The organism is Pseudomonas sp. NCIMB 10586, assembly GCF_023127895.1.
Lineage (GTDB): Bacteria > Pseudomonadota > Gammaproteobacteria > Pseudomonadales > Pseudomonadaceae > Aquipseudomonas > Aquipseudomonas synxantha_A.
Window position 1 is genome coordinate 46,667 of sequence record NZ_SPKQ01000015.1, and the last position, 13,533, is coordinate 60,199.

The 13,533-nt window shown below is 62.2% G+C and carries 11 protein-coding genes; all 11 read left to right on the top strand.

What is annotated here, in order from left to right:
- Positions 1-164: 164 nt before the first annotated feature.
- The 11 genes from E4P01_RS07325 to E4P01_RS07375 all read left to right on the top strand — a co-directional run bounded on the left by E4P01_RS07325 (position 165) and on the right by E4P01_RS07375 (position 13,513).
- Positions 165-1,331 carry an efflux RND transporter periplasmic adaptor subunit gene (locus E4P01_RS07325; protein WP_216091581.1) on the top strand — a complete coding sequence of 389 codons (1,167 nt, stop codon included), beginning with the start codon at positions 165-167 and terminating at the stop codon, positions 1,329-1,331.
- Positions 1,328-4,504 (top strand): efflux RND transporter permease subunit, encoded by a 3,177-nt coding sequence (locus E4P01_RS07330; RefSeq protein ID WP_032876146.1) that lies wholly within the window; start codon positions 1,328-1,330, stop codon positions 4,502-4,504. Before E4P01_RS07325 ends, E4P01_RS07330 begins: the two co-directional genes overlap by 4 nt.
- Positions 4,501-5,952 carry an efflux transporter outer membrane subunit gene (locus E4P01_RS07335; protein WP_216091580.1) on the top strand — a complete coding sequence of 484 codons (1,452 nt, stop codon included), beginning with the start codon at positions 4,501-4,503 and terminating at the stop codon, positions 5,950-5,952. The genes E4P01_RS07330 and E4P01_RS07335 overlap by 4 nt, the downstream gene beginning before the upstream one ends.
- A gap of 261 nt (positions 5,953-6,213) precedes the next feature.
- A complete protein-coding gene (locus E4P01_RS07340; RefSeq protein WP_216091579.1) occupies positions 6,214-7,209 on the top strand; it encodes an HOASN domain-containing protein in 996 nt (331 codons plus the stop codon).
- Positions 7,210-7,246: 37 nt separating this feature from the next.
- Entirely contained in the window at positions 7,247-8,233 is a 987-nt protein-coding gene (locus E4P01_RS07345; RefSeq protein ID WP_216091578.1) for an HOASN domain-containing protein, read from the top strand.
- A gap of 29 nt (positions 8,234-8,262) precedes the next feature.
- Entirely contained in the window at positions 8,263-9,696 is a 1,434-nt protein-coding gene (purB, locus tag E4P01_RS07350) for an adenylosuccinate lyase (RefSeq protein ID WP_216091577.1), read from the top strand.
- Positions 9,696-11,144: an adenylosuccinate lyase family protein gene (locus E4P01_RS07355; RefSeq protein ID WP_103734372.1), complete on the top strand. Its 1,449-nt coding sequence runs from the start codon at positions 9,696-9,698 to the stop codon at positions 11,142-11,144. Before purB ends, E4P01_RS07355 begins: the two co-directional genes overlap by 1 nt.
- 38 nt (positions 11,145-11,182) lie before the next feature.
- A complete protein-coding gene (locus E4P01_RS07360; protein ID WP_032876133.1) occupies positions 11,183-12,256 on the top strand; it encodes a class I SAM-dependent methyltransferase in 1,074 nt (357 codons plus the stop codon).
- A gap of 150 nt (positions 12,257-12,406) precedes the next feature.
- Positions 12,407-12,736 (top strand): hypothetical protein, encoded by a 330-nt coding sequence (locus tag E4P01_RS07365; protein WP_032803867.1) that lies wholly within the window; start codon positions 12,407-12,409, stop codon positions 12,734-12,736.
- Positions 12,737-12,825: 89 nt separating this feature from the next.
- On the top strand, positions 12,826-13,272 hold the full coding sequence (locus tag E4P01_RS07370; RefSeq protein ID WP_032876130.1) for a GNAT family N-acetyltransferase: 447 nt from the start codon (positions 12,826-12,828) through the stop codon (positions 13,270-13,272).
- Positions 13,273-13,276: 4 nt separating this feature from the next.
- Positions 13,277-13,513 carry a hypothetical protein gene (locus E4P01_RS07375; protein WP_078821158.1) on the top strand — a complete coding sequence of 79 codons (237 nt, stop codon included), beginning with the start codon at positions 13,277-13,279 and terminating at the stop codon, positions 13,511-13,513.
- Positions 13,514-13,533: the final 20 nt, after the last annotated feature.

Consider the following 13,533-nt stretch of genomic DNA (forward strand, 5'->3'; position numbering starts at 1 on the left):
CTGCTATAAAGCGCGCTTGACCTGCGCACCCAATCCCCACTCAAAACACCCTCCAGACAAAAACACACCCTCCCGGTTTTATAGCGCTTGACCTTCCCAATGTGGCAAGCCCGATAAAAACCTCCAGTGTCGATTTGTCTTGAAAATTCCAAGGAGGGTGAACGATGTACGCCAAACCAATAAGCCTGATCACCGGGGCAATGGCCGTGGTGTTGACGCTGGGCGGATGCACAGACAACGCGCCGCCGGCCGCTGCCGCCAAGCCGCCCAGCGTGCCAGTGGCCGAAGTGGTGGCGCGAGCGGTGACGCCGTTTGTCGAGTACACCGGTTCGTTGACCGCCATTGAGCAGGTCGAGCTGCGCCCGCGTGTCAGTGGTTATCTGCAAAGTGTCAGCGTGCCCGAAGGCCAGTTCGTCACCAAGGGCAGCCCGTTGTTTGTGATTGACCCGCGGGGATTTCAGGCCGCGTTGAACGCTGCCAAGGCGCGTTTGCGCGAGGCCGAGGCCAATGCGTTGCTGGCCCAGGCCGAGCATGGCCGAGCCGAGCAACTGTTCGCCAAGAAGGTGGTGGCGCGTGATCGCCTCGACACCGCCATTGCCTCCTTGAATGCCGGCAGGGCCCAGGTCGAGGCGGCGAAGGCGGCATTGGATACGGCACAGCTGGACCTGAGCTACACACGCGTCACCGCGCCCATCAGCGGCCGCATCGATCGTGCCCTCGTCACCGAAGGCAACTATGTCACCCGAGGGGAGACGCCGTTGACGACGATCGTTTCGGTCGATCCGTTGCATGTGCACTTCGATGTCGACGAGCGCACCTATCTGCACTCGTTGGCAGCGACCCGTGAACACGCCGGATCGAAGGGGGACAAAGCTGCCAAGGTAATGGTGGCGATGCTCAATGATGCGACCTATGCGCGGGCCGGGCGGGTGGACTTTCTGGCCAACGCAGCCGACCGCAAGACCGGCACCGTGCGCGTGCGTGCGGTGGTCGAAAACCCGGACGGGCGCCTGACCCCCGGGCTGTTCGCCAAGGTCAAGCTGGACACCGGCGCGGCACAAACGCGGGTGTTGATTGCCGACCATTCCATCGGCACCGACCAGGGCCGGCGCTATGTGCTGGTGGTCGGTGACGGCGACAAGACCCAATACCGCCCGGTCGAATTGGGCCCGATGGCTGACGGCCTGCGGGTGATTGAACAGGGCCTGCAACCGGGCGAGCGCATTGTCGTCAAAGGGCTGGTGCGCCCGGGCATGACGGTGACGCCGCTGGCCGCCAGCATCGAGGGCAAGCCGCTTGAGGCACCGCTGACTGTGGGAGGCGTGCAATGAGCTTTCCACGGTTCTTTATTGATCGGCCCATCTTCGCCATCGTCCTGTCGGTGTTGATGATGATCGGCGGCCTTGTCGCCTTCTTCCACCTGCCGCTGAGCGAATACCCCGCGGTCACGCCACCCACTGTGCAAGTCACCGCGAATTATCCTGGGGCCAACCCGCAAGTGATTGCCGAGACGGTGGCGGCGCCACTGGAACAGGTGATCACCGGCGTTGAGGGCATGCTCTACATGACCTCGCAGTCGGCCACCGATGGCCGCATGATCCTGACGGCGACCTTCGCCCAGGGCACCAATGCCGACATGGCGCAGATCCAGGTGCAAAACCGCGTCTCGCGTGCGTTGCCGCGTTTGCCCGAAGAGGTGCAGCGTCTCGGTGTGGTCACGCAGAAGACCTCGCCGGACATCCTCATGGTGGTCCACCTGCTGTCTCCCGACCAACGTTATGACCCGCTGTACATCTCCAACTACGCCTACTTGCAGGTGCGCGATGAGCTGTCGCGCATACCGGGGATCAACGACGTGCTGGTGTGGGGCGCCGGTGAATACAGCATGAGGCTGTGGCTCGACCCGGACCTGATCGCTGCCCGTGGCTTGACCGCCGGTGATGTGATCGGCGCCGTACGCGAGCAGAACGTGCAAGTGGCAGCCGGCTCGGTCGGCCAGTCACCTGATTCCAATGCGGCTTTCCAAGTCACGGTCAACACTCTCGGGCGCCTGACGGACGAAGCGCAGTTCGGCGACATCATCATCCGCACCGGCGATAACGGCCAGGTCACGCGCCTGCGCGATGTGGCCCGTATCGAGATGGGCGCCGATGCCTATGCGCTGCGCAGCCTGTTGGATGGCGAGCCGGCCGTGGCTTTGCAGATCATCCAGAGCCCAGGGGCCAATGCGCTCGATGTAGCGCAGGCGGTGCGTGACACCATGCAGCGCCTGCAGGCCAACTTCCCCGAAGGGCTGGTGTCGCGGATAGCCTACGACCCGACCGTGTTTGTGCGCGCTTCGCTGGAGTCAGTCGCCATCACGCTGATGGAAGCGATCCTGCTGGTGGTCATCGTGGTGGTGGTGTTCCTGCGTAACTGGCGCGCATCGCTGATCCCGTTGATGGCTGTGCCGGTGTCGATCATTGGCACCTTCGCGGTCATGCATCTGATGGGGTTTTCCCTCAATACCTTGTCGTTGTTCGGGCTGGTGTTGTCGATCGGCATCGTGGTCGACGATGCCATCGTGGTGGTCGAGAACGTCGAGCGGCATATCGAGAACGGCGAGGAGCCCACCGAGGCAGCGCGCAAGGCAATGGGGGAGGTCACCGGCCCGATCATCGCCATTACCTCGGTGCTGGCGGCGGTGTTTATTCCCACAGCGTTTCTCAGTGGTCTGCAGGGTGAGTTCTACCGGCAATTTGCGCTGACCATCGCGATTTCCACGATCCTCTCGGCGGTCAACTCGTTGACCCTGAGTCCGGCGCTGGCCGGCCTGTTGCTGCGCCCGCGCAGCGCCGCCGTGGCGCACGACCCGCGCAGCCTGCGCGGTCGTGCTGCGCATTGGGTGCAGGTGCTGAGCCGACCGTTCCAGCGGGCGCCGCAGGCGTATGGCAACTCGGTGCGCAAGGTCGTCGGCCGCCGCGGGGTGGCGCTGGTCGCCTACAGCGCATTACTGGCGCTGACCTGGTTCGGCTTCAACGCTGTACCGGCGGGCTTTGTGCCGATGCAAGACAAGTACTATCTGGTGGGTATCGCCCAATTGCCCAATTCGGCCTCGCTGGACCGTACCGATGCGGTGGTGCGGCAGATGTCGAAGATCGCCCTGGATGAACCGGGTGTCGAAAGCGTCGTGGCGTTCCCGGGGTTATCGGTCAACGGCTTCGTCAATGTGCCGAATGCTGCGGTGATGTTCGTCATGCTCGATCCATTCAAGGAACGAACCTCGCCCGATATGACTGCGGTCGCCATCGCCGGGCGCCTGCAAGCCAAGTTCGCGAGCATCCCTGACGGATTCCTCGGCGTATTCCCGCCGCCGCCGGTGCCCGGCCTTGGGGTGACCGGTGGCTTTAAGTTACAGGTCGAGGACCGTGGCGGGGTTGGGCTTGAGGCATTGGTGCAGCAGACCCAGGTATTGATGACCAAAGCCACTGAGTCGGGCCAGGTCGCCGGATTGATGACCAGCCTGGACGTCAACGCACCGCAGTTGAACGTCGACATCGATCGCACCCAGGTCAAGAGCCAGGGCGTGCGTCTGGCGGATGTGTTCGAGTCTTTGCAGGTCTATCTCGGGTCGCTGTATGTCAACGACTTCAACCGTTTCGGCCGGACCTACAAGGTGACCGCCCAGGCTGATGCCGACCATCGTATGCAGGCCGAAGCCATCGGCCGCCTGCAAGTGCGCAATGCGGCCGGGAACATGTTGCCGTTGTCGGCGTTTGTCACCGTCACACCGGGTTCCGGCCCGGACCGGGTGATTCACTACAACGGCTACCCTTCGGCGGATATCTCCGGTGGGGCGATGCCTGGGGTCAGCTCGGGGCAAGCTGTTGCGCTGATGGAGCGGCTGGCGCAGGAGGTACTGCCCGAAGGCGTGACCTATGAATGGACGGATTTGACCTACCAGCAAAAACTCGCCGGGTCATCGGCGCTGTTTATTTTCCCGCTGTGTGTGTTGCTGGCGTACCTGATCCTCGCCGCGCAGTACAACAGTTGGCTGTTGCCTCTGGCGGTCTTGCTGATCGTGCCCATGTGCTTGCTCAGCGCGATCATCGGCGTGTGGCTGGTGGACGGTGACAACAACGTGTTCGTGCAGATCGGGTTGGTGGTGCTGGTGGGGCTTGCGGCGAAGAACGCCATTCTGATCGTCGAGTTTGCCCGCAGCCTCGAAGCCGAAGGTGCGAGCCCGTTGGAGGCGGTTGTCCACGCGTGCCAACTGCGCTTGCGGCCGATCCTGATGACGTCGCTTGCATTCATCGCCGGCGTGGTACCGCTGGTATTGGCCAGTGGCGCCGGGGCCGAAATGCGTCATGCCATGGGGGTTGCAGTGTTTGCCGGGATGTTGGGCGTGACGCTGTTCGGCCTGTTCCTCACGCCGGTGTTCTACGTGGTGATGCGCAGCCTGGCGCTGCGCTTGCAGCGTCAGGGTTCGAGTCCGAAGTTGCAGCTGGAGGAGCGCGCATCATGAAACGGTCTTTTCCACTCTTTATGTTGCCGTTGCTGCTGGTGGCCGGCTGCGCTGCGGTAGGGCCTGACTATTCCGCGCCGGTGCTGCACGCCCCGCACAGGCCGGCAAGCTTCGGTGCGCCCGTTGCAGGTCTGGGCAGCGGTGAGGTCGAGGTGCAGTGGTGGCAAGTGTTCGACGAGCCGGCACTCAGCCAATTGATTCAGCAGGCGCTGGCGGCCAACCACGACATCGGCATCGCCGCCGTACGCCTGGATGAAGCCAAGGCGATGCTGCGCGAGAGCCGCCAAGGGTTTCTGCCCAGTGGCGGTGCCGCCCTCGGTTATGAGCACCGACGGCGCAGTGAAGTCGAGACGCCGCTGGGCCAGGAACGCTCAATCGAAACCACCCGCGCGGCGCTGGATGCGGCCTGGGAAATCGACCTGTTTGGGCGCGTCCGCCGCTCGGTAGAGGCAGCGCAAGCGCAGGCGGGGTCGCGCCAGGCATTGCTGCGCAGTGTACAGGCGAGCGTCGCCGCCACCGTCGCGGCCACCTGGTTCGAACTGCAAGGGATCGAAGCTGAACAGGCGGTGGTCGCGGATATCAGCCAGAGCCAGCGCGACAGCCTGGGCCTGGTGGAACATCTGGTCAGCGTCGGCGCCGCCACCGAGTTCGACCGGCTGCGCGCCGAGGCCTTGCTGCGCAATGTCGAGGCGGTAGCGCCCGACCTTGAACGGCGACGCGCCGCCTCCACCAACGCGCTGGCCGTGCTACTGGGGCAAGCGCCGCAGGGGTTCAATCCGCCTGCGGCCAAGCCCGGCCGTGAGGCCTTGAACCTGCGTACCCTGCAAGTCGGCGACCCGGCCGGCTTGTTGGCCCGGCGCGCCGATATCGCTGCGGCCGAACGCACCCTGGCGGCTGAGACTGCGCAAATAGGCGTGGAAACCGCCGGCCTGTATCCGGATATCCAGGTGCAGGGCTCCATCGGACTACTGGCCGGAAGCCTCGGCTCCCTGGGTGATGCAGGCATGCAGTCGAACGTTATCGCCCCGGTGATTCGCTGGTCGCTGCTGGACACCGGGCGTGTACGCGCACGGATCGCCGCCAGCGAGGCGCGTACACAAGCGGCCTTGATCGCCTATGACCAGACCGTATTGCGTGCCCTGCAGGAAACCGACGATGCGTTCCAGGCCAACAGTGCCGCGGGCAGCACCTTGGGCCTGCGGCTGCTGGAGGCGGCGGCCAATCGCGAGGCGGCCAGGTTTGCGCGCACGCGATTTGCCGAAGGCGAGGGCATGTATCTGGATGTGCTTGAGGCCGAACGTGCCGACTTCACCAGTCGCCGTGCGTTAACGGCGGCGCGCACCCAGCAGCGCTTGGCGGTGGTGGGGATCTACAAGGCGCTGGGCGGTGGCTGGCAGATTTGTGAACAGGCGGGGCAGGCTTGCAGTGGGGCTGCGGCGCTGCGTTAGCCACAGCCGAGCAAAAACACAGCACGGCAGTGCAAATGTGGGAGGGGGCTTGCTCCCGATGGCGGCGGGTCAGTCAGTACATCTGGCACTGACCCACTGCCATCGGGAGCAAGCCCCCTCCCACATTTTGCTCTCCACACGCCAGGTAAATGTCCATTGGGAAAAGAAATTTCCTACAGGTATTGACCTTGCCACTAGAGGAACCTTTAGCCTTTTCTTCGAGTACGCCAAATCACAAAAACAAGAATCGAGGGGTTATCAATGGATACTGCTGCCCTGTTACAACGCTCGGATTCCGACCTGTTCACCACGGCCTCGACACTGATGGCCAGTGCCCTGGAACCCGGCGCCCACTACGCCCAGGTCACCCGCGCGCTGGAAGCACTGCTCGCGCTGACCCGGCAAGGCTTGTCGGGGGATGCCGATGCCTACGCCCACTACCAGGCAGCCCTGCTGCAACTGCACATTCCGGGCGATCCACGCACTGAGCCGACCCGCCGTTGGATGGCCAGTGAGGTCTACCGCGCCGAAGATGAGTTCGCCGTTGACCTGCCGGGCTTCACCGCGTTGCCGGTGGATGAGTTCCGACAGCTGGTCGACGCTGAAATCGCCGCTCGCAGCCGGGTCAACCACCCCATGTCGGTGCACCTGTTCCAGGGTACGCCGCCTGTGCAAGATGTGCGGTTCTTCCTGGAGCATCACTGGACCCGCTCCTACAACTTTTACAGCCTGCTGGCCGAACTGGCCTTTCGCTTTGAAGCGATCGAAGACGCCTCGGTGTTCTACCGCAACCTTTACGGTGAAGCGGGTGCCGAGATGCCGGAGCGTTCGCACCCGGCGATGCTGGCCCATCTGATGGAGTATTTCGATATTGCGCTGGCGATTGATTTTCCTGCGCTGCATCCGTTGGAAAAGACCTACCTCAATAATCGCATTCGCTGCGTGCGCCACACCGATGTCGCCTGGGGCCTTGCACTGCTCTATGCGGTGGAGTCAGTCAGTTGCGTCAACCATCGGCGCATCTACGAGCTGTTGCAACGCCTGGATGTTCCACAGCAACCCAGTGAATTCCATCGCCTGCATGGCACCCAGGATGAGATCGATACCGAGGAGATGTGGGCACTGATTGCCAAGTTCGCCGGCGATGAAGGCTTCCAGCGCACGTTCATGCGCGCGTTGAAACGTCACTTCGAAATCAACAAGGCCTACTTCGACAGTTTGTGGCAGCAGATGCAGGCACAGCGCCTGTCTGCCTGAGCCCTGTGATCGCAGAACAACAATAATGGAGCACATGATGAGCCCACGTAATTTCTCGCAGCCGCAGTTGCAGAATATCCACACCGCCGAAGCCCGCTTGTTGGCCGAAGCGCTGAAGCCCGAGGCAACGTTCAATCGCATCGAAATTGCCGCCAATATGCTGAGCGGCCTGTGCGAGTCGGGCTTGCAGGGCGACGCCGCAAACGCGGCGCAGTGCCAGCAATTGCTGTATATCCTTTCGCTCAGCGATGACGTTGCCAGCGCCTCGAGCCGTCGCTGGCTGGCCAATGCCATCTATCGCGTGCAAGAGCGCTTCATGCCGTCGGTGGATCTGGCATCGCCCTTGTCCGAAACCGGCTTCCAGCAACGCCTGGAAGAACAAATTGCCGCGCAATCGCGAGAGCATCACCCGATGTCGCAGTATGTGTTTGAGGGCAAGGCTTCCCGCGAACAACTGCAGGTATTTCTGCGCCATCAATGGTTCCGCACCTACCGCCTGTACCGTGATGCCGCCGACCTGTTGGTCAACCTGACCGACGTCGACGAGGCCGCCGCACTCGGCCGTTATCTGTACGGCGAGTTGGGTGAAGAGGACGAGCAGCGCTCCCACCCTCGGTTGTTGGCCAAGCTCCTCGCCGCCATTGGCCTGACCGCCGATTTCGAAGCCATCTCGACCATGCCCGAAGAAATCGCCTACCTGAACAACCGCGCGCGGTGTTTCCGTAACCCCGATGTCGGCTGGGGCCTGGCGGTGTTCTATATCACCGAGCTGGTGGTGCCCGGCAATCACGGCAAGCTGTACAACGCTTTGCGTAACGCGGGCTTGAGCCAGGACGACGCGCAGTACTACGAAGTGCATATCAGCCTGGTGCCGCCACGGGCCAAGCGTGAATGGGCGCTGATTTCACGTCGTATTCCGGACCTCGGGTTCCAGAACGCGTTTCTGACGTCGCTGGCCGAGCACTTCCGGCTGGAGCGGGCTTATTACGATGCGGTCTGGGAAGAAATGCAGCGCGTGAAATAGCCCTCCCTGGACAACGCGAGTACCCCGACATGCCAAGTCATATAACTGAATCCCGTATCCACGGGGGCGCTTACTCGTCCCCGGAATTTGCCGCGATCTTCTCTGATGCCAATCAGGTGCAGAAGTGGCTCGATGTTGAAACAGCACTGGCGGCGACCCAGGCGCAGATGGGCATCATCCCCCCTGAGGCCGCGCGGGAAATCGCCCGGGTCGCCAGTGTGGAACTGCTGGACCTTGATGCCCTGGGACGCCAAAGCATGGAAACCGGGCATATCCTGGTGCCGACCCTTCGCGCACTGGAGGCCCTGTGCGCCGATGGCCTGGGTGAATACGTGCACCACGGCGTGACCACCCAGGACATCCTCGACACCGGCCTTATGTTGCAGGTCCGCGATGCCTGGGGCCTGGTGTTGCAGCGTTTGCGCGCTATCCGTGGGCATTTGCTCAAGCTTGCGCTGCGACACAAACACACGGCGATGGTCGCCAGGACCCACGGGCAACAAGCGCTGCCCACCACGTTCGGCTACAAGGTGGCAGTGTGGGTCGATGAGATCGATCGACACCTTGAGCGTTTTGACGAAGCCTATGCCCGGGTCATGGTGGGCAATCTCACCGGCGCCGTGGGCACCCTGGCCGGTCTTGGCCCGCAGGGCCTGGAGGTGCAGCGCCGGACTCTGGAAAGCCTCGGCCTGGCGGCACCGTTGAGCAGTTGGCACAGCGCCCGCGACCGCATTCTGGAGGCGGCGTGGTTGCTGGTGCAGGCATCGGCAACCCTGGGTCGGGTTGCCAATGAGATCTACCACCTGCAACGCACCGAGATTGATGAGGTGCGCGAAGGGCGACGGGCAGGGCAGGTGGGGAGCAGCACCATGCCCCACAAGCAAAACCCGTCGACGGTGGATTTGATCAGCGCGCTGTCGCGCCTGGTGCGTGCGCAGATGCTTGCGCTCACCGACGCGGCATTCCAGCTGCATGAACGAGACGGCACCACCTGGCGGATTGAGTGGGCTGCCTTGCCGGAGCTGTTCATCTATGCCGGGGCCTTGCTCGCCCGTATGGAAGGCGTACTGCTGGCCGGCCTGGACGTGCGCGAAGCACGGATGCGCAGCAACCTGGATATGCTCGGCGGGCTGATCCTGTCGGAACGCATCATGCTCGCGCTGGCGCCGCGTCTGGGCAAGCAGACGGCCCATCACCTGATCCACGACATCGCCCTGCAGGCTCAAGGTTCGGGCGGTTCTTTTCGCGAAGCCTTGCTCAGCGATCAACGTCTGCACGGCTGCTTCACCCGCCAGGCGCTCGACGACCTGCTTGACCCGGCCGCCTACACCGGGTTGGCGGCGGAGATGGTCGAGCAGGTGGCCAATAAAACAATCCCCCGCTGTTCAAGCGATGACCTTGAAGCGGTGATGGCAACCCAAGGTAATACCAGTCAGTCCCAGTATGCGATGGAGGGTATGTAATGGATGCGCAAACGTTGGAAACGGTAGCCCGTGCGTCTTGCACCGCACGCACCGAACACCTGGGCCTTGATCATGAAGGCGAGCAATGCCGCCATGAACACAGCCACATTCTCGACTCGAAAACCCACGGTTCAGGCTATGCCGGCCCGCAGAGCCGCAAGATCTTCTGCAGTCACTGTCGCTTGCAACGCTGGCTGGATGTGGAAGCCGCGTTGGCCATGGCTCAGGCCGATGTGAATATCATCCCGCGCGAGGCCGCCCTGGAAATCGAAAAAGCCGCCTTGCTGTCGGGCATCAATGTGCGCCAGTTGGCCGAGGGCGTGGCAGCCACCGGCCATTCGCTGATGCCGTTGCTGAGCGCCCTGCAAAAAAATTGCAGCCCAAGCGCCCGCGAGTACGTTCACTACGGCGCCACCACCCAGGATATCCAGGACACCGCCCAGTCCTTGGAAATGCGCGACGTCCTCGACGCGATGGACCAGGCCCTGGAGACCTTGCTCGGCAAGTTGTCGACCCTGGCCGATGCGCACCGTGACTCGCTCATGGTGGCCAGGACTCACTCGATCCCGGCATTGCCGACCACCTTCGGGCTGAAGGTCGCCGGCTGGATCGATGAACTGTTGCGGCATCGCCAGCGCCTGGCCGAAGCGCGTCAGCGTGTGCTGGTAGTGCAGCTGTTCGGCGGGGTTGGCACCATGGCGGCGTTCGGCCCGGAAGCGATACCGATGCTGGAACGCTTCGCGCAGCGCCTGTCGCTGCAAGTGCCGCTGACGGGGTGGCACGTGTCCCGTGACCGCGTCGCGGAGTTTGTCAGCACCCTGGCCATGGTCACGGCCTCCTTGGCCCGTGTGGCCGATGAGATCCGCACGCTCAATCGCTGGGAAATCGCTGAAGTGGAAGTGGGCTGGAGCGACCAGCAGATCGGCAGCAGCACCATGCCGCACAAACGCAACCCCGAAGGCTGCGAGCAAGTGGTGGTGTTGGCGCGGCTGGCCAAGGCCCAGGTCATGCTGGCCCTGGACGCGATGATCCTCGAACACGAGCGCGATTATCGCGGCACACGCCTGGAATGGTGTGCGGTGGCGGACGTTTCTCACTATGCGCTGATGGCGCTGTCGATCCTGACCGACACCATCGATGGGCTCACCGTTAACGTCAAAAAGATGGAGGGCACTGCCCATGCCTACGGCGATGCGATCTGCACCGAAGCCGTGGTGTTCGAAATGGCGCGCAAGTTGGGCAAGAGCAGCGCCTACCAGATCATCTTTGAAGTGTCCCAGGCCAGCCAGCGTGATCACGTGTCGATCCGCGCCGCAATCGAAGCCGACGCCCGGGTGCTTGCCGTCATGAATGCAGGCGCTTTGGCGCGACTGTTCGAGCCGAGAACTCACCTGGGCATGTCCGAACACATCGTCGATAACGTGCTGTCCAAACTGGCGGCGCGTTGATCACTGAACAGACTTACACAATCATCAAGGAGCGACAGATGTCCAAACTTATGGAAGTTGATCAAGCCAAGGTTCAACAGTTTTCGGCGCGCATCATGGAGGACTACGGCAACACGCTGCGCGGCGCCATGCTCTACATCGGCGACCAGTTGGGCTTGTTCAAGGCACTGGCCGACGGCGAGGCCGTCACCTTGGAACAATTGGCGCACAAGACCGGCTACAACGCCCGCTACTTGCGTGAATGGCTGGGCAGTATGGTCACCGGAAATTATGTGACCTATGACGCTCAAACTCGCCGCTACCGGATGCCCGCTGAATTTGTGCCGGTACTCGCCGATGAAGACTCGCCGTATTTCGCCGGTGGCATCATCCAGTTGAGCGTGCCGTTCGTAAGCATGGCGCCCAAAGTCATCGAAGCCTTCCGCCATGGCGGTGGCTGCGCCGAAGAAGCGTTCCCGCTGGAAACCTGGAAAGGCATGGAGCGCATGACCATGCCTTGGTACAAGCACTACCTGGTCCAGCACTGGATCCCGTCCCTGGACGGTGTCGAAGAGAAGCTCAAAACCGGCGGCAGTGTGCTGGATTTCGGCTGCGGCGCGGGCCTGGCGGCGATCACTATGGCCAAGGCTTACCCCGAGGCGCGCATCGTCGGCTGCGACTTCCACTTGCCTTCCATCGAGTTGGCCCGCGCCAACGCCGAGGCGGCTGGGGTGGGCGACCGGGTGCAGTTCGAGGTCAACGACTCGGATGCCCTGCGCGGCCAGCAGTTCGACTTCGTGACCACTTTCGTGGTGATCCACGACGCCACTGACCCCCAGCAAATGCTCAAGGATCTGCGCGCCGCCACGGCCAAAGACGGCACCTACCTGATGGTAGAACTCAACCTGTCCGAAGAGCTGCACGAGAACATGAACCTGTTCGGCCGCGTCATGTACCCGCAGAGCACCCTCTATTGCATGACTTGCTCGCTGTCCCATGGCGGGGAAGGGCTGGGTGCGTTCATGGGTGAGAAACGTGCGCGCCAGATGGCGCAGGCGGCCGGTTTCAGCCATTTCCGCAAAGTCCCCTCGGAGTGGCCGCCGATGCCGGCGCTATTCGAACTCAAGCCTTGATGTGAACTTGCTGTGGCGAAGGCGCTTGCACCCTCGCCACGGTGCGCAGCGTTCCCGAAATATTGCGCAATAAGGCAATTTAATGGCCCCTTTGTAACAAAATCCTCGCCAAAATCACTTTTATTTTCAGGTGGTTAGGCGGGGATGCAAATGCGCACTGTTGGAATGATGCTGATTGCCTGCTCCCTGGCGGGGGGCGCGACCACCGTACAGGCTCGGGAGTTGCGTGAGGGTGACAAGTACATGTGCAGTTGGGGCGCGGGCACAGCTGCCAGGGCTCAGGAGTTGAAGTTGTCCGGAGTGTCGCTGTATGCCGCTCGGCAGAAGATCCAGACCATCAAGTTCAACAAATCCTGGATGCGCATGATGGCCATGGGGATTACCGAGCAAACCTATGACAGCCACTCAAGACTGAAGCCGGAGGCGATCCGCAAAAGTTTTTACCAGGATTGCCTGCGCTACAAAGTCGCACGTAAATAAGCCGAAGCCGTTTAACGACGCTTACAAATCCCCCACAAACCCTGTGTGAGTATTTGCATACAATTGCGCACTTCTTCATGGAGGCTTGTATGCGAGTGCTTATTCGAGCGGCGACAGCCGATGATGTCGATACGCTGTGCGCTATTCGCACCTCGGTGGTGCAAAACCATCTGAGCCTTGAGCAGATGGCCGAACGGGGGATCACGCCGCCGGTACTGGTCGACGCGATACGCCAAGCGCCTTGCGCCTGGGTCGCCGAAGTCAACGGCCAGGCCGCCGGATTTTCCATGGTTGATCTGGATGAAGGTGAAGTGTTCGCGATGTTCGTGTTGCCCACACACGAGAACCTGGGCCTGGGACGGCAACTGATGGCAGTGGCTGAAGCCGCTTTGTTTGAACGCCACAACAGGCTGTACCTGATCACTGACGGGCGTGATGAAATCCGTGCCAACGGTTTCTATCAACGCCTGGGCTGGTCCAACGTCGGCCCAGTTGATGGCGACGATGTTCGCTACGAAAAGAGCAGGGCACCCTAAGGTCATGAGTGCCCAAAAACCCCCATCCTCCAACGGCTTGCTGTATCTCGCCGTGGGGGTGCTGTGCCTCGCGGCGCTACTGGGGTTCTATTTCGTTCAACTCAACGCCCAGGTGGACCGCCAGCGTGAAGAGGCCGCTGAGCGCCTGGCGCTTTGTCGGCACATGGAGACCGTCGTGGAGGTGAGCGCTGCCAGGCGCGCTGAACTTCAACAGACGTGCAAGCAATTGAGTGAACAGTGATTAAACAGTGTGCCGTACCT